The sequence below is a fragment of the Bacillus pretiosus genome, assembly GCF_052947655.1.
Genome location: NZ_CM129593.1, coordinates 1,487,650 through 1,503,340 on the forward strand (window position 1 = coordinate 1,487,650; position 15,691 = coordinate 1,503,340).

The window sequence follows — 15,691 nt, forward strand, 5'->3', positions numbered from 1 at the left end:
TGTAGGGGGAACTACAAATGAAATTAGCAAAGCGAGTAGCTGCTTTAACACCATCTGCAACTTTAGAAATTACAGCAAAGGCACAAGCATTAAAAGCAGAAGGTCATGATGTAATTGGATTAGGGGCAGGAGAACCTGACTTTAATACGCCAGAACATATTATGGATGCTGCACATAAAGCGATGTTAGAAGGACATACGAAGTATACACCAACAGGTGGATTACAAGCGTTAAAACAAGAAATTGTGAAGAAGTTTACACGTGATCAAGGAATTGCGTATGATCCATCTGAAATTATTGTATGTAACGGTGCAAAGCATGCATTATATACATTATTCCAAGTGTTACTTGATGAAGGAGATGAAGTTATCATCCCAACTCCTTATTGGGTAAGTTATCCTGAGCAAGTAAAGCTTGCTGGCGGTAAGCCAGTTTACGTAGAAGGCCTGGAAGACAATGAGTACAAAATTACAGCGAAGCAGCTGCGTGAGGCAATTACAGAGAAAACGAAAGCAGTTATTATTAATTCACCGAGCAATCCAACAGGAATGATTTATAGCAAAGAGGAATTACAACAGCTTGGAGAAATATGTTTAGAACACGATATTTTAATCGTTTCAGATGAAATTTATGAAAAATTAATTTATGGTGGAGCAGAATATACTTCGATTGCCCAGCTTTCTAATGCATTAAAAGAACAAACACTTATTATTAATGGTGTATCTAAATCTCATTCTATGACAGGATGGCGTATTGGATATGCAGCAGGAAATAAGCAGCTTATTAAAGCGATGACGAACTTAGCGAGTCATAGTACGTCAAACCCTACTTCAATCGCTCAATACGGCGCAATTGCAGCATATGCAGGCTCACAAGAACCTGTAGAAACAATGCGTCAAGCATTTGAAGAAAGATTAAACATTATTTATGATAAATTAATTCAAATCCCTGGCTTTACTTGCATTAAACCACAAGGTGCATTTTACTTATTCCCTAATGTAAAAGAAGCTGTAGCTTTATCAGGATACGAAACTGTGGATGATTGGGCAAAAGCTCTATTAGAAGAGGAAAAAGTGGCTCTTGTACCAGGTACAGGATTTGGTGCTCCAAATAACGTTCGTTTATCATATGCGACATCTCTTGAACAAGTAGAGAAAGCATTGGAACGCATTCATACGTTTATGAAAAGTAAAGTGCAAGCTTAATTGTATATTTTATTAACGCAATACAAAAAACCTTCCTACATAATAGGAAGGTTTTTTTGACGAATTGTGGCAAAAAGAAATAGCGAAAGGTGTGTTATACTAGAGAGCGAGGTGTTTGGTGATGAAAAAGAAAATGATGTTACAGTGGTTTGAGCAGGGAAGCATTGCAATTCCAAAATTACTTATGATGCATTATAAAAAATTAGGGCTAAATGAAATGGAATTTATGGTTGTACTTCATGTACACACATTTTTAGAATCGGGCAATTCGTTTCCGACTCCGTCAGAGATTTCAGAACGGATGACGATTACTGAAATGAAATGTATGGAAGTAATTCAGACATTGATTCAAAAAGGTTTTTTATCACTAGAAGGTGGACAAAAATCAGAAGCGATGATGTGTGAAAGTTATTCTTTACAACCGCTATGGGAAAAAATATTGCATTTCTTAATGAACGAATCAATAGAGGAAGAACAAAAAGAAATAAAACAACTGCAAGTAAATTTATATACAGTATTTGAAAAAGAATTTGGAAGACCACTTTCTCCGTTTGAATGTGAAACGTTGGGTATGTGGGAAGATCAAGATCAACATCATCCGAATTTAATTCAAGCGGCCCTCAGGGAAGCTGTAATGAGCGGTAAGCTTAATTTCCGATATATTGATCGTATTTTATTTGAGTGGAAAAAGAATGGTATTAAAACAGTAGATCAAGCCCAAAACCAAGGACGGAAATTTAGAGCAAATCAACAACGAACGCAGCAAACGACAAAACAAGAGACGAAATTTACTGGGAAAGTGCCTTTTTATAATTGGTTGGAGCAGTAATGTAGGAGGAAGTATATGTTAAATAAAACGCAAATTCGCTATTGTTTAGACACAATGGCGGATATGTATCCAGAAGCACATTGTGAATTAATTCATGATAATCCATTTGAATTAGTAATCGCGGTGGCGTTATCTGCACAATGTACAGATGCACTTGTAAATAAAGTGACGAAAAATTTATTTCAAAAATATAAAACACCAGAAGATTATTTAAGCGTGTCTTTAGAAGAATTACAACAAGATATACGTTCCATTGGATTGTTTAGAAATAAGGCGAAAAATATTCAAAAATTGTGCCAGATGTTGCTAGATGATTATAACGGGAAAGTTCCAGAAGACCGTGACGAGCTGACGAAATTACCAGGAGTAGGAAGAAAGACAGCGAATGTAGTTGTTTCGGTTGCATTTGGAATTCCAGCGATTGCTGTTGATACGCATGTAGAGAGAGTGAGTAAACGGTTAGCGATTTGTAGGTGGAAAGATTCGGTGTTAGAAGTAGAAAAGACATTAATGAAGAAAGTTCCGATGGATGAATGGGGCGTTACACATCATCGTATGATTTTCTTTGGGCGTTACCACTGTAAAGCACAGCGACCACAATGTGAAGAGTGCCGATTACTAGAAGTGTGTCGTGAAGGAAAGAAGCGAATGAAGGGGAAATAAAGGATGGAGCGAGTTATAGAAATACCGAAAGAATTTCGGTGCTTACCATTTTTTACAGAAAGCGTAACTTCGATTACGTATCATACAGATCAGTCTTTTGAAGAAATAATACAAAATACTTACTTTATATTTGATATTGAAAGACAATATGAGCCGTGGAATGAAATTGAAAATAGTATTCCTGTACTGTTGAATGTATGGAAAAGTAAGCATGAAGACATTGCTACACTATTTCGAAACAGAAATAAGCAAGAAGTTGAAGGTCCAATGATTCTTTTTGCAGCGCATTTGTTATCAATTGTATATTGGTTAAATGAGCAACCTATCCATAGTTTGAACGAAATGGAAGATTACACGAGTATATTGGAAGTACAACCAGTTAATTTTGTAGAGCGATATTCGTTCATTATAAAAAAAACGAATAATTATCATTCTTATATTCAGTTAGCGCAGTTGTATATTGAAATAGAAAAGCTATATGTAAAGAAAATGATAACAAAAAAGAAGTCCTTTTCTCGTTAAGAGAAAGGACTTCTTTTTGTATTAAGACTCTGTTATAACAGCATTTCCGTCTGCGTGAGGTGTATCTCCTCCGGTATTTTGTTGTTGTTCTTGTTGCTTGTGTTGTTCTTCTTCAGCTTTTTTTCTAGCAGCCTCTTCTTCAGCTTTCTTTCTAGCAGCCTCTTCTTCAGCTTTCTTTCTAGCAGCTTCTTCATCGGCTTTCTTTCTAGCGGCTTCTTCTTCAGCAGCCTTTTTCTGAGCTTCTTCTTGTTGTTTACGTTGTTGTTCTTGTTGTTGCTGTTGCTCTTGTTGTTTACGCTGCTCTTCAGCAGCTTTTTTCTGAGCTTCTTCTAGTTTTTGTTTATCTTCATTAGCTTTTTTCTGTACTTCCTCATCAGCTTTTTTCTTAGCTTCTTCGTCAGCCTTCTTCTTAGCCTCTTCTTCAGCTTTCTTAGGGTCTGGAGTTCCGCCAGGTGCAGTGAAGGATGCACCAACTGCAGGGCTTGTTCCAGTACCTTTTTTCGCTACCACAGAGAAGCTGTAAGTAACGCCTGGTTTAATACCACCAAGAGAAGCTGTCGTACCATTTATTGATAAACTACCACTTGAACCGTCAGTTGCTTTATAGCTTGCTGCATACGCATCAACTTCTGCTGGTCCAGACCAGTTTAGTGTAACGGTGCTAGCCCCATCGAAAGTAACATTAAGACCACTAGGTGCATCTACTTTAATTTGTTTAATTGCATCTTTTTTCGCACCTTTTACGTATAATTCTCCGTTTATTTCTTGTACAGAAGAAGGACGTTCAAAGCGAGATTTATCTGTAGCAAATTTGCTCATCATTACTTGGAACATTTGTTGTGCAATTCTAGTAGAGCGATCACCAATGTAATTTTCTGGACCATCCTTTTCGTAACCAGTCCAAACAGCCATTGTATATTGTGGTGTATATCCAGCGAACCAGCTATCTCTGTTTGCATCAGCTGGAATACCATATTTTTTAAGAACGTCTTCATCAAAGTTTTGTGTCCCTGTTTTACCAGCTACGTCAAAACCAGAAACGTATGCTGTTGGACCTGTACCACCAGAACCAGGTTTTACTACGTCACGAAGAACGTCAGTAACCATGTAAGCTGTGTAGTCTTGCATTGCACGTTGTTCTTTCGGTTTAAAACTTTTCTTTTTACCGTCTGGGAAGATGACTTCTTTTACGAAGTGCGGTTTATTATAGTTACCATCATTACCAAAGGTTGCATATGCACCTGCTAATTCTAATGGAGAACTATCGTTACTACCAATTGCTGTTGATTCATATGTTTTGCCGTCTTTAAATGTCATACCTAAGCCTTCAGCAAACGCTTGTGACTTAGGAAGACCAACCGCTTGAGCTGTCTTTAAAGCTGGGATGTTTAATGATTTTTTCAAAGCTTCACGTAGTGAAACGTCACCTTTGTAACTTTTTGTTGCATTTCGTATTTTCTTACCATTGGAATACGTATACTCTGAGTCGTTTAATTGATGGTATGTAGACCATTGTAAATTCTCAAATGCTGGACCGTAGTCGAAAATTGGTTTCATCGTTGAACCGACTTGGCGTTTTAAATCAGTTGCCATATTATGACCTTTGAAAGTAGACTTACTTTCTTTACGCCCAGCTCCAATTGCTCGAACTTCGCCAGATTGTGTATCCATAAATACGAATGATCCTTGGAATTGATCGTTCGGATACTTAATAAGGTTGCCATCCATAATTTTTTCAGCGTAATCTTGAGCATCTTGATCAATTGTTGTATGAATTGTTAAACCATCTGAACCGATATTTACATCGGGATATTCTTTTTCAACTTCTTTTACAACAGCATCTAAAAATGCTTGATACTTCATCTCAGTTATTTCTGAAGACGGTTGAAGACCCTCAGTTACAGAGATTTTCATTGCGTTATTCATTTCATCTTTTGTTATATAACCATGTCGATTCATTAATGATAATACGACGTTACGACGTTGTGTAGCTCGTTCAACGTTGTCTTTTTTTGTTGGATCATAAATATTAGGACCTTGTGGTAAACCTGCAAGCATTGCAGCTTCATGTAACTGTAAGTCTTTTAAATCTTTGTTATAATATTTTTTGGCTGCTGTTGCAATACCGTACGAACGGTTACCTAAGTTAATCTTATTTAAGTACATTTCTAAGATCTCATGTTTAGAGTATTGTTGCTCTAATTTGTAAGATAGGTACCATTCTTGTACTTTTCTCTTCGCAGTTTTGTCCATCGTTAGAAAATAGTTTTTGACTACTTGTTGTGTAATCGTGCTACCACCTTGAGATCCGAACCCTCCAGTGACATTTTCCATAACTGCTTTTGTAGTTCGTTTAAAATCAATTCCATTATGATCATAGAAACGTGAATCCTCAGTTGCAAGGAATGCACTTTCAACTACCTTTGGAATTTGATCATACGTAACGTGGGTTCGTTTTTCAGCACCGTATTCATAGAAAAAGTTCCCATTCTTATCAAGAAACTTTGTTGATAAAGGATTGACAAGTTTTGATTTGTCTAATTTTGGAGCGTCCTTCACCATAACAAAGAAAGCGGAAACGCTAGCTATAAGACCAACGATACCAAGAAGTAGACAACCTATAAGGAATTTTTTAAAAAAGGAGCCTTTTTTCTTTGGTTTTTTTTCTTTATTTGTTTCTTGCTTTTGATTTTGATTTTTTACATGATTTCGTTCTGTACGAGAACGATAATTATCTGACATTATACTTTCTCCTACCTTTCATTCTCTCCCCAAAAGTCGAAAAAAGAGCCTTAGTGATGACTCTATCACGAAAAATAAACCGTGTCTAGTACACGGATATAATCAATCCGAGGGTGATAACCGCATGATAATAAAGATCCATGCTCTTCTATTTCTTCTTTCGTAATCGATTTCCGTCCACCAGTATTTTGACGATTCCAAAATGCAATAATATGTTTTGCATCTAGTAAATAAAGTTCATCAAAAAGTGTAAATTTAATAATAACAAATGCAATTCCATCATGAACGATTACTTGCTTCATATGTTCAATTTGATGAAGGTGGAAGTTTTGAAGTGGAAAGCTGGTTTTATTTTTTGTTTCTTTCGCTTCAAAATCGATGTATTTCCCTTTGTATACACCGTTGTAATCTGTTGTAGAAGGTTGTTTAAAATACGCTTCTTTTACCACTGCAGCACTTCGAGCGGGGTAATCTACTTTTACAATTTGAAGAGGTGTAGGTTTTTTATGTACACATGCAATATTATGGGTTAAGTAATATTCATTTGTTTCATTCAATTCCTCTTCAAGGGACATACCTCTATTACTATAAGTATGTTTTTTAATTGGTGTTTTATGAGGTTGTGAAGCTTGATTGTACCGTTTTCCGTTTGGGTAACGAATGGTCATAGTGTGTCCACTCCCAACTTGCTAAGAATTACTTACAAAGGTGATTATAACAAAAAATGAAAAAAGATGTGACCTTTTTGAAGAAAGGCATGATGACTTATTTATGTTTACATGGAATGATTATGAGAAAATTAAACAATATCGTAAAAATATGGTTTGTACAGACGAAGAAAAAACAATCGTTTATAACATTAAGAGGAAAATAGAAATGGCTAATATGGACAATATTTCTCGAACACAGTCTTATCAAGAATATTATGTAAGGAACAGTGAAATTAGGTGGGCCTTTTTAGCAAGTATGGTCTCGAGAAATGCTGGATGGAATATGACTGATTTAAAAGGGAGATATTATGCTACTGTTTTACCTCAAACAGTAAAAAAACATTTGTTTCTGACTTATGAAGAAGCGAATTGGATTATTTTTTTAGATGCATTTCCTCAGCTATTGTTATACGAAGAAAGTAAGAGGAGGCAGGTACCACTATTCTATTTGTTACAATATTTTAACGTATCAATTTTTATGGAAAAAGAATGGATTTATTTTTGGGAAAAAAAAGATATAAATAGGCTCATGACAGCGCTTATTATAAATGAGCAAAATAAAATTCAAAAACCAGTTATTGAGAATGCATATTTTAAAAAACATGTATTCCATACTGCACTTTTTAAATTGCAAGAAATGCTTCATATTAGTGCTGTTATTTTTCCGACTGTTGAAGGGAGGATGTATGGTTTTTCAGTTTATCAATTTGAAACGTTACAAAAGCGTATAGAACTAGGGCAGAAATTAGCGGAGTTACTGTTTCATCCGAATTATAAAAGTTTATTCCATAGGTTTGCATTGCAAACTATACACACAGGATCAAGAGCAGATTATGAATATTATGTAAGAGAAGCTAGAAAATCTTGTACGCCAGCCCTTAGAGAGGTTTATCCTGTCGTTGCACATAAGGAAATAAGTATGAGAGATTGGTTTTGTAGAGATATGGAAATAAATGAGTTGTTTCTACTGGAAGAGTATAAGGGTGAAGTTGATATAACAGAATGGTATAAAAGAAAGAGGGAGCAAATCTATGTTGCTTCTATCGTAAATCGTTTTGTTAAAAGGATGGATGAGTTCGTGATATAATAAAAAAGAAGTCCCGTCTTCATAAATGAAGACGGGACTTCTTAATGTGAAGTAATCCTGCCGTGTATGCTAACAATTTAATCTCAAAACGTAATGAATATAGGAGATTAAGGATGCTTCAGAAATTAGCTTTTTGTAAAAGTGCTAAAGTTTCACTTTATCCCGCTACTTGCCGGGCAGTAAGACCCACGTCTCAAAATTCAGTGAAAGCAAAGAATTTAGGTGTGGATCAACTGCCCGTAAAAGCCCGATTGAGAAGGCTAATAATCAGTGGGGATGAACAAAACCCCTGCTGATTAAAGTTTCACTTTATGTAGCAGGGAAGTTTGGACCATCTAACTTAGGGTTGCCAGTCTCGGGTTTATTTTGTTTGTTTTGTTTTTTCTTTTTGTCGTTTTTGTTCTTTGTCATTTTCATACACCTCCTTTTTGTATTGTTACCATTTCTATAAATGACATACAAAATGATTTCTTTGACGAATAACAACTAGTTTTGTCATGTGAGCAGGAGTGAGGAGTCATTCGGCGAAATTACATGACAAAGGAAAAGCAAAGAAGGGGGCGTTTTGTATATGGCGATGGTTCAGAAGGAAGATGTAATGAAAACAATGGATCAAATGTTAAGTTCTCTCGATTTGCTGGAAATGAATATAGGGATTAGAATGAATCATGCATTGAAGGATACGGGTGAAAAAATATGCAATAAGATAGAAATAACAGAAATGCATATTGAGCATATGGAAAATAAATTAGTGCATCACGAAGAAAAAGGGAATTGGGTGAAGGCATTTCAAAACGTCGTAGTGAGTGCATAATAAGGTGGGAATAAAATGAAGTATGAAGCATTGATACAATCTTCAGAAAAACTCATGCAGTATAATAATGAAGCGAATGTGAAAAAAAGAGAAATGATTGAGTACGATTTTTATAAGGATATGAAACCATTTGTAGATATGGTAGATGAGGAATTAAAAGTGTGGAAAGAATTAGCTTATAAATGGATTAAGGAAGAAAAACCGAAGTATATACATGTACAGCAAATTGATCAAGTGTACGATAATTTACAGACAAATGTGTTGCAATGTTTTGTAAATAAAGGTAAAGGTAAGCGATTCTTTGAAACACATCAAGCCATTTCGTATACTTTGCAAAATATAATTGAGCAATGTAAGTAACAAGAGGGGAAACCCTCTTGTTTTTTTTTTATGCTTCTGTCATTGTTGTAGGTTTTGTTGCACCGTTTATTTCTAATTCTTTTATTAATGTTCGGTAATCTGAAATGCATATTTTCCCTTCGAGATACCAATGTCTCGCAAAGTCTAACAATTCATTTACATTCTCTGTGTAATACCCCTTTTTTTGAGAAAAAGCTTGTTTTAAATCCCCTAATACCATGTTGATTCCTCCCCCATGAGAATCTTCTTCTTCACTATCATAGCATGGAAGGGTTTTCTTTTTTAATTTTTTAAAAATTTAAACTTCCGACAAAAATAGACAGATACTCCGTCACACAAATTATTTTACAAGTACATATTATATATGTAGAAACTTATGTGAAGGAGGAGAGAATGCATGTTTCAACAATCTAACGTATATCAGCAATCTTATCCATATGCACAGCAAAATATGTACCAATATAATACGGATACATATTTACGGTATAATATGTATCCTTTCGAACCTAATTATGGAAATCAAAATTATTACCAGCCATTTGAAGTATCGTTTATGAATCAACCACAACAACAGCAGCAACCACATACGAATCAACAGCAGCAGCCCTATATGGAGCAACAGCAGCAACCCTATACGAATCAACAACAGCAGCCCTATATGGAGCAACAGCAACAACCCTATACGAATCAACCACAACAACAGCAGCCTTATATGGATCAACAACAGCAACCTTATATGAATTCACAATACTATATGCCACCACCATCTCCCTATGGAAATCAACAAGCGATGTTTTATCCACCAAAACAACCGTACCCGACGCAGAATAAACAAAAACAACAACAGCAACCGAGTCAATTTTCTAGTTTTGTTTCCCAATTTAAAAACTCAGATGGTAACTATGATGTAAATAAAATGATGAATACAGCTGGACAAATGATGAATGCGATGAACCAAGTGACAGGTATTGTAAAGCAAGTTGGAGGTTTTTTTGGTAAGTAATTTTGGGGGTTGTCTATAAAAAGCATTACGTATAAAGCAGAAGGCTAGACAAATTTCCTTGTAATAAATGGGTATATATAACAAACGGCTTTCTCTCTTTTCTCATATTGTAAAGTGTAGTCAGATTTTTTTAACGAGAGAGGAGAGAAAAAACTATGCATCATTGTCATCCTTGTTTTGGAGGGCATAAGCCTGTAGGACCTATTTGTACAACTGCTCCTGTCATTCATCCGACGAAACAATGCGTAACACACTCTTTTTCAACAACGGTGGTGCCACACATTTTCCCAACGCATACAACACATGTACACCATCAACAAATTAAAAACCAAAACTTCTTCCCACAAACAAACTCGAATGTAAATGTGGTAGACCCAGTTGATCCAGGATTCGGCGGCGGATGTGGACCATGTGGTCATGGACATCATGGACATTTTGGACATCATGGACATTTTGGACATCAAATATCTCCATTTGGTCCAGGACCAAATGTATCACCATTCTTACCGAATAATGTATCACCAGTAGGTCCGAATATTGGACCAAACGTTGGTGGAATATTTAAAAAGTAAATGATATGTTAGAACTAGCGAAATGCTAGTTCTTTTTTTGTAATTGGAGTGTTGATATGAAAGTTATTGCTGTAACGGGATATAAGCCATTTGAACTTGGTATATTTAAAAATGATCATCCAGGGGTGGAATGTATAAAAAAAGCATTGCATCGAAAATTAACTACTTTTGTAGAAGAAGGTTTGGAATGGGTGATAATAAGTGGGCAGTTAGGAGTCGAATTATGGGCTGCTGAAGTTGTTTTTGAAATTCAAGTAGAATATCCAGATCTAAAATTAGCGGTATTTACTCCGTTTTTAGAACAAGAAGAAAGCTGGAAGGAAGATAACCGTGAATATTACGAATGTATTCTCTCTCAAGCAGACCATATTGATAGTATTACGAAACGGAAGTACGAAAGCCCGGAACAATTTAAATTAAAAAATCAATTTTTTATTGAAAAAAGTGATGCACTTTTAGCTGTATATGATGAAGAAAAACCAGGGAGTCCCAAATATATTGTAGAAGCAGCAAAGAAAAAAGGAGAAATAGAAAATTATCATAGTTATTTTATTCTTTTTTCTGATTTACAAGATATAATAGAAGAGGAACAGTGGAATAATGCTGAGTAATATGTAATATAGTACTCGTATATATGATTGACAAAAGGCATTGTTTCTGAAAAAATTTAGGTAATGAAAGTTTTGGCAAAAATTTGAGGTGAAGAAAATGATTTCGGATAAAATTAAATTAACGGCGAAAGATATTTTAGAAAAAGAATTTAAAACAGGCATGAGAGGCTATCAACAAGAAGAAGTAGACAAGTTTCTTGATATGATCATTAAAGACTATGAAGCTTTCCACAAGGAGTTTGATCAATTAAAGCAACAAAATGCTCGTTTAAAGCGTGAATTAGAGGAACAAAAATTAGTAGCAACGCAAGTGCCACAACAACCAGTTGTACAAACACCAGTTGCACAACCTGTATATAACAACACGAATACGGACATTTTAAAACGTCTATCTAATTTAGAAAAAGCTGTATTTGGAAGTAAGTTATACGAATAATTTCTAGTGGTAAAAAGGTTAAAGCATTTTACATAGAAAAAAACATTGCAAAATCTTTTTGTTTCCACTATACTAATGGATGTCATAACGTTTGGGTAATCGCTGCAACGCCAACGTTGTAGAGGAAAGTCCATGCTCGCACGGCCTGAGATGGCTGTAGTGTTCGTGCCTAGCCAATTCATAAGCTAGGGTATTCTGGCTGTAAGGCTGGTTTAACGGCAGGGAAAAAACCTAAGTCCTTTCGGATATGGTTTGACTACCTTTAAAGTGCCACAGTGACGAAGTCCTTGAAGAAATGATAGGAGTGGAACGAGGTAAACCCCACGAGCGAGAAACCCAAATAATGGTAGGGGAATCTTTTCCAAGGAAATGAACGATGGGAAAGGACAGGTTGTATAACCTGTAGATAGATGATTGCCACCGGAGTACGAGGCGTGGGCCGTTTGCAGTACAAAGGAACAGAACATGGCTTACAGAACGTTATGAACCAACTATGAAATAACTCAGCTCTCCTTTGTTAGAGGAGGGCTTTTTATTTGTATGAAGTTATAAATTATGAGTTAAAATGGTTAATGAGAAAATTCTTCGTAAAATGTAATGATTAATAGGACAAATTGCTATTAATTATTGTTTAACTATACATAAGAGGTGAATGCAAATGGGAAAAGTTACTTTAATTGCAACAGCGGCAATGGGTATTGAAGCGTTAGTTGCCCGAGAAGTTCGTGATCTTGGTTATGAATGCCAAGTGGAAAATAGCAAAGTAACATTTGAAGCAGATGAAAAGGCGATTTGTCGCACGAACTTATGGTTACGTACTGCGGACCGTGTGAAAATTAAAGTTGGCGAATTCAAAGCGACAACATTTGATGAGCTGTTTGAAAAGACGAAAGCATTAAACTGGGGAGATTATATTCCAGAGAATGGGGAATTTCCTGTAATTGGTAAATCGTTAAAATCTGAGTTGTTCAGTGTTTCAGATTGCCAACGTATCGTTAAAAAAGCTGTCGTTGAAAAATTAAAAACAACATATAAACGTACAACTTGGTTTGAAGAAGATGGTCCGTTATTCCGTATTGAGATCGCAATGCTCAAGGATATTGCAACATTAACAATTGATGCAAGTGGTGTTGGACTTCATAAACGTGGATACCGTATGGATCAAGGGGAAGCCCCATTAAAAGAAACATTGGCTGCGTCTTTAATTAAGTTAACAAACTGGAAGCCGGATCGTCCTTTCGTGGATCCTTTCTGTGGATCAGGTACAATTCCGATTGAAGCAGCATTAATTGGACAAAATATTGCACCAGGATTTAACCGTGGCTTCGCATCAGATGAGTGGGGCTGGGTTGGTAAACAAAACTGGCGTGAAGCTCGTCAAGAAGCTGAAGATTTAGCGAATTATAATCAACCACTACAAATCATTGGATCAGATATTGATCATCGTATGATCCGAGTTGCTCAAGATAATGCAGAAGAAGTGGGCTTAAGTGATTTAATTACATTTAAACAAATGCAAGTAAAAGATTTCACGACAAAAGAGGATTATGGCTATGTTGTAACGAATCCTCCATACGGAGAACGTTTAAGTGAAAAAGCACTCGTTGAACAATTGTACAAAGAAATGGGACAAGTATTCCGCCCATTAGATACATGGTCAGCGTATGTATTAACAAGCTACGAAGCATTTGAAAAGTGTTATGGAAAAGATGCATCGAAGAAACGTAAACTGTTTAATGGATTTATCCGTACAGATTACTACCAATACTTCGGAAAACGTCCACCGCGTAATTCATAGTATAAAACTCCTCCAGCGCGCATATACTGGCTATTATGTAATGCGTAAAGGAGGACGTGATATGGATAGTTTCCAATTATCTATGATTCAAAAAGCTATTCATCGTACGTATGATGAGATCGGGAAAGAAGTGGATAGCCAAGGTGCGATTGTAGAGGAAATACAAAAAGCACAAGAAGAATATTTGTCAGCTCTTTCACACGAAACAGCGATTGATAAACGGTATTTAAAGTCATTAATATAGAAAAAAATTTTCCTTTTTCGAAAGGAAAATTTTTTTTCGTGTATTTCTATGTATGGCAACAGGGAAAAGTGGCTGCACACATATGAGTAGCAGTTGCTATATCTTTTTATAGAAAAACTTTTTGGTTGGAGGCTAAGGATGTTTACTGAGAAGAGATTACCATTTGAAGTAGGAAAACAAGATAATTTTTATGATAAGTTGAATGAATGGATTGGAGATGTGTTTTACGATATCCTTCCGGAAAAAGGCTTTGAAGAGCGTGATGAACAAATTTTTATGGCGTTTCAATTAGAGCGTGCTTTCCAAGAAAAGAAAGTAATGTTCGCAGAAGCGGGTGTAGGAACAGGGAAAACAATTGTATATCTTCTATATGCAATTTGCTATGCGCGTTATACTGGAAAACCAGCTATTATCGCTTGTGCTGATGAAACGTTAATTGAGCAGCTTGTGAAAGAAGAAGGAGACATTGCTAAGTTATCTGAAGCATTAGGACTATCTGTTGATGTTAGACTTGCGAAATCAATGGATAATTATTTATGTTTACGTAAACTTGAAGATGTTATGAGTGGACGAGCTCCAGAAGTAATTGAAGATGTATACTACGAATTACCACAGTTTGTATTCGATCATGGTACGATGCAAAACTTTACTCACTACGGTGACAGAAAAGAATTTCCACTTTTAAATGATGAGGAATGGTCAAAAGTAAATTGGGATTACTTCCAAGATTGCTTCACTTGTGATTCTCGTCATCGTTGTGGTCAAACTCTTTCTCGTGAACATTATCGTAAAGCGGCAGATTTAATTATTTGTTCTCAAGATTTCTATATGGATCATATTTGGACGTACGATGCTCGTAAGCGTGAAGGGCAAATTCCGTTATTACCTGAAAGTAGCTGCGTTGTATTCGATGAAGGACATCTTGTAGAATATGCAGCTCAAAAAGCTTTAACATATCGTTTAAAGCAAACGATGATGGAGCAACTTTTAACAAGATTGTTGCAAAACGATATTCGTGAAGAGTTTGCACATTTAGTAGAAGAAACAATTTGGCAAACAGAGCGATTCTTTGATGTGTTACAAGAAAATAAAAAGGAAATCGCCGGTTCTGATCGTTTAGAAATTACTGTGACAGAAAAAGTAACAGCTGAAGCGAATAGACTTTATGCGAAAATTGGTGAAGTCGGTGATGCATTAGTATTTGAAAGTGAAATGCATACAGTAAACACGTATGATTTAAATATCGTTGATGAACATTTAGATGTATTAGAACATTCACTTCGTCTGTTCATGCACGAGAAAAATGTAATTACATGGGGTGAAGAAGGTGATGGAGCCTTCACGTTAGTGATTATGCCACGTGCAGTTGAAGAAGTATTACAAGAGAAAGTATTCTCGAAGAAAATCCCGTATATTTTCTCTTCTGCTACATTATCTAACAACGATTCATTCGCATTTACAGCAAATAGCCTAGGGGTAAAAGATTACTTATCATTCTCAGTTGCCTCACCGTTTGATTATGAGGAGCAAATGGCAGTAAACTTACTATCGCATACGAAAGAGAACGAATGGGAAAGAAAGTGTCAATATACACTTGAAAATATACAGAAAACAAATGGACGTACACTTGTATTATTCCGTACAACACAAGAACTTGCAGCGTTTAAAGAATATGTAAGTAAAGAACAAATGTCCGTTCCGTTCCTATATGAAGGGGATCAAGAAATTAGTCAGCTCGTTTCTCGTTTCCAAAATGAAGAAGAGACTGTACTTTGTGCTGTTCATTTATGGGAAGGTTTAGATATTCCTGGTTCATCATTATCGCATGTTATTATTTGGTCATTACCATTCCCTCCAAACGATCCTGTGTTTGAAGCGAAGCGTAAACATGTAAATAATCCATTCTGGGATGTAGATGTACCGTATATGATTTTACGTCTTCGTCAAGGGATTGGACGTTTAATTCGTACGAGCGACGATAAAGGGGCTATATCAATCTTCTTATCTGATACAGAAGATGAGAAAGTGATAGAAGCGGTGAAAAACGTACTACCAGTAGAAGGTAAAGAATTATAAGGAGAAAGCTTGGCGCTTG

18 protein-coding genes and 1 other RNA gene are annotated in these 15,691 nt (G+C 35.9%); 15 read left to right on the forward strand and 4 right to left on the reverse strand.

What is annotated here, in order from left to right:
- The first annotated feature begins 17 nt into the window (after positions 1 to 17).
- The 4 genes from aspB to ACU8YW_RS07840 all read left to right on the forward strand — a co-directional run bounded on the left by aspB (position 18) and on the right by ACU8YW_RS07840 (position 3,219).
- A complete protein-coding gene (aspB, locus tag ACU8YW_RS07825; protein ID WP_088062716.1) occupies positions 18 to 1,205 on the forward strand; it encodes an aspartate transaminase AspB in 1,188 nt (395 codons plus the stop codon).
- A gap of 121 nt (positions 1,206 to 1,326) precedes the next feature.
- Positions 1,327 to 2,034 carry a DNA replication protein DnaD gene (gene dnaD / locus ACU8YW_RS07830; protein WP_000728534.1) on the forward strand — a complete coding sequence of 236 codons (708 nt, stop codon included), beginning with the start codon at positions 1,327 to 1,329 and terminating at the stop codon, positions 2,032 to 2,034.
- Between the two features lie 15 nt (positions 2,035 to 2,049).
- The gene (gene nth, locus ACU8YW_RS07835) at positions 2,050 to 2,697 is read left to right on the forward strand and encodes an endonuclease III (RefSeq protein WP_046958931.1); all 648 of its coding nucleotides are present in this window, start codon (positions 2,050 to 2,052) and stop codon (positions 2,695 to 2,697) included.
- A 3-nt stretch (positions 2,698 to 2,700) separates the two neighbouring features.
- A complete protein-coding gene (locus ACU8YW_RS07840) occupies positions 2,701 to 3,219 on the forward strand; it encodes a YpoC family protein (RefSeq protein WP_087985560.1) in 519 nt (172 codons plus the stop codon).
- 21 nt (positions 3,220 to 3,240) lie between these two features.
- On the opposite strand, the gene ACU8YW_RS07845 is transcribed toward ACU8YW_RS07840, so the two are convergent.
- A complete protein-coding gene (locus tag ACU8YW_RS07845) occupies positions 3,241 to 5,961 on the reverse strand; it encodes a PBP1A family penicillin-binding protein (protein WP_088062717.1) in 2,721 nt (906 codons plus the stop codon).
- A gap of 65 nt (positions 5,962 to 6,026) precedes the next feature.
- Positions 6,027 to 6,629: a Holliday junction resolvase RecU gene (recU, locus tag ACU8YW_RS07850; protein ID WP_046958934.1), complete on the reverse strand. Its 603-nt coding sequence runs from the start codon at positions 6,627 to 6,629 to the stop codon at positions 6,027 to 6,029.
- Between the two features lie 103 nt (positions 6,630 to 6,732).
- Between recU and ACU8YW_RS07855 the strand changes: the two genes are divergently transcribed.
- On the forward strand, positions 6,733 to 7,758 hold the full coding sequence (locus ACU8YW_RS07855; RefSeq protein ID WP_087985630.1) for a DUF2515 domain-containing protein: 1,026 nt from the start codon (positions 6,733 to 6,735) through the stop codon (positions 7,756 to 7,758).
- A gap of 309 nt (positions 7,759 to 8,067) precedes the next feature.
- On the opposite strand, the gene ACU8YW_RS07860 is transcribed toward ACU8YW_RS07855, so the two are convergent.
- Positions 8,068 to 8,244 carry a phage portal protein gene (locus ACU8YW_RS07860; protein WP_087985562.1) on the reverse strand — a complete coding sequence of 59 codons (177 nt, stop codon included), beginning with the start codon at positions 8,242 to 8,244 and terminating at the stop codon, positions 8,068 to 8,070.
- Between the two features lie 85 nt (positions 8,245 to 8,329).
- Between ACU8YW_RS07860 and ACU8YW_RS07865 the strand changes: the two genes are divergently transcribed.
- Both ACU8YW_RS07865 and ACU8YW_RS07870 read left to right on the forward strand, forming a co-directional pair.
- The gene (locus ACU8YW_RS07865) at positions 8,330 to 8,572 is read left to right on the forward strand and encodes a hypothetical protein (RefSeq protein ID WP_001252041.1); all 243 of its coding nucleotides are present in this window, start codon (positions 8,330 to 8,332) and stop codon (positions 8,570 to 8,572) included.
- 15 nt (positions 8,573 to 8,587) lie between these two features.
- Positions 8,588 to 8,932, forward strand: coding sequence for a YppE family protein (locus ACU8YW_RS07870; protein ID WP_000872967.1), 345 nt, complete (start codon positions 8,588 to 8,590; stop codon positions 8,930 to 8,932).
- 28 nt (positions 8,933 to 8,960) lie between these two features.
- On the opposite strand, the gene ACU8YW_RS07875 is transcribed toward ACU8YW_RS07870, so the two are convergent.
- Complete coding sequence (locus tag ACU8YW_RS07875; protein WP_000242661.1) at positions 8,961 to 9,152, reverse strand: YppF family protein; 192 nt, start codon at positions 9,150 to 9,152, stop codon at positions 8,961 to 8,963.
- Positions 9,153 to 9,329: 177 nt separating this feature from the next.
- Here ACU8YW_RS07875 and ACU8YW_RS07880 point away from each other — a divergent pair, with 177 nt between their 5' ends.
- From ACU8YW_RS07880 to ACU8YW_RS07915, 8 genes are all read left to right on the forward strand, one after another.
- Positions 9,330 to 9,935, forward strand: coding sequence for a YppG family protein (locus ACU8YW_RS07880; protein WP_088062718.1), 606 nt, complete (start codon positions 9,330 to 9,332; stop codon positions 9,933 to 9,935).
- 155 nt (positions 9,936 to 10,090) lie between these two features.
- Positions 10,091 to 10,507: a CotD family spore coat protein gene (locus ACU8YW_RS07885; RefSeq protein WP_088608764.1), complete on the forward strand. Its 417-nt coding sequence runs from the start codon at positions 10,091 to 10,093 to the stop codon at positions 10,505 to 10,507.
- A gap of 56 nt (positions 10,508 to 10,563) precedes the next feature.
- A complete protein-coding gene (locus ACU8YW_RS07890; RefSeq protein WP_000862919.1) occupies positions 10,564 to 11,118 on the forward strand; it encodes an SLOG family protein in 555 nt (184 codons plus the stop codon).
- 97 nt (positions 11,119 to 11,215) lie between these two features.
- Positions 11,216 to 11,554 carry a cell division regulator GpsB gene (gene gpsB / locus ACU8YW_RS07895; protein ID WP_000622425.1) on the forward strand — a complete coding sequence of 113 codons (339 nt, stop codon included), beginning with the start codon at positions 11,216 to 11,218 and terminating at the stop codon, positions 11,552 to 11,554.
- An 87-nt stretch (positions 11,555 to 11,641) separates the two neighbouring features.
- Positions 11,642 to 12,032, forward strand: an RNA gene (rnpB, locus tag ACU8YW_RS07900) — RNase P RNA component class B.
- 180 nt (positions 12,033 to 12,212) lie between these two features.
- Positions 12,213 to 13,352: a THUMP domain-containing class I SAM-dependent RNA methyltransferase gene (locus tag ACU8YW_RS07905; RefSeq protein ID WP_000521230.1), complete on the forward strand. Its 1,140-nt coding sequence runs from the start codon at positions 12,213 to 12,215 to the stop codon at positions 13,350 to 13,352.
- 61 nt (positions 13,353 to 13,413) lie between these two features.
- Positions 13,414 to 13,596, forward strand: coding sequence for a DUF3921 family protein (locus ACU8YW_RS07910; RefSeq protein WP_000376888.1), 183 nt, complete (start codon positions 13,414 to 13,416; stop codon positions 13,594 to 13,596).
- A gap of 138 nt (positions 13,597 to 13,734) precedes the next feature.
- Positions 13,735 to 15,672, forward strand: a complete 1,938-nt coding sequence (locus ACU8YW_RS07915; RefSeq protein ID WP_060489642.1) for an ATP-dependent DNA helicase — start codon at positions 13,735 to 13,737, stop codon at positions 15,670 to 15,672.
- Positions 15,673 to 15,691 lie beyond the last annotated feature (19 nt).

Bases quoted from the DNA above. Each gene is read 5' to 3' on its own strand.
- ACU8YW_RS07855 (WP_087985630.1), top strand. From the start codon at position 6,733: ATGTTTACATGGAATGATTATGAGAAAATTAAACAATATCGTAAAAAT.
- ACU8YW_RS07880 (WP_088062718.1), top strand. From the start codon at position 9,330: ATGTTTCAACAATCTAACGTATATCAGCAATCTTATCCATATGCACAG.
- ACU8YW_RS07845 (WP_088062717.1), bottom strand. From the start codon at position 5,961: ATGTCAGATAATTATCGTTCTCGTACAGAACGAAATCATGTAAAAAAT.
- recU (WP_046958934.1), bottom strand. From the start codon at position 6,629: ATGACCATTCGTTACCCAAACGGAAAACGGTACAATCAAGCTTCACAA.
- ACU8YW_RS07875 (WP_000242661.1), bottom strand. From the start codon at position 9,152: ATGGTATTAGGGGATTTAAAACAAGCTTTTTCTCAAAAAAAGGGGTAT.
- gpsB (WP_000622425.1), top strand. From the start codon at position 11,216: ATGATTTCGGATAAAATTAAATTAACGGCGAAAGATATTTTAGAAAAA.
- nth (WP_046958931.1), top strand. From the start codon at position 2,050: ATGTTAAATAAAACGCAAATTCGCTATTGTTTAGACACAATGGCGGAT.
- aspB (WP_088062716.1), top strand. From the start codon at position 18: ATGAAATTAGCAAAGCGAGTAGCTGCTTTAACACCATCTGCAACTTTA.
- ACU8YW_RS07885 (WP_088608764.1), top strand. From the start codon at position 10,091: ATGCATCATTGTCATCCTTGTTTTGGAGGGCATAAGCCTGTAGGACCT.
- ACU8YW_RS07910 (WP_000376888.1), top strand. From the start codon at position 13,414: ATGGATAGTTTCCAATTATCTATGATTCAAAAAGCTATTCATCGTACG.
- ACU8YW_RS07905 (WP_000521230.1), top strand. From the start codon at position 12,213: ATGGGAAAAGTTACTTTAATTGCAACAGCGGCAATGGGTATTGAAGCG.
- ACU8YW_RS07870 (WP_000872967.1), top strand. From the start codon at position 8,588: ATGAAGTATGAAGCATTGATACAATCTTCAGAAAAACTCATGCAGTAT.
- ACU8YW_RS07915 (WP_060489642.1), top strand. From the start codon at position 13,735: ATGTTTACTGAGAAGAGATTACCATTTGAAGTAGGAAAACAAGATAAT.
- ACU8YW_RS07890 (WP_000862919.1), top strand. From the start codon at position 10,564: ATGAAAGTTATTGCTGTAACGGGATATAAGCCATTTGAACTTGGTATA.
- dnaD (WP_000728534.1), top strand. From the start codon at position 1,327: ATGAAAAAGAAAATGATGTTACAGTGGTTTGAGCAGGGAAGCATTGCA.
- ACU8YW_RS07840 (WP_087985560.1), top strand. From the start codon at position 2,701: ATGGAGCGAGTTATAGAAATACCGAAAGAATTTCGGTGCTTACCATTT.
- ACU8YW_RS07865 (WP_001252041.1), top strand. From the start codon at position 8,330: ATGGCGATGGTTCAGAAGGAAGATGTAATGAAAACAATGGATCAAATG.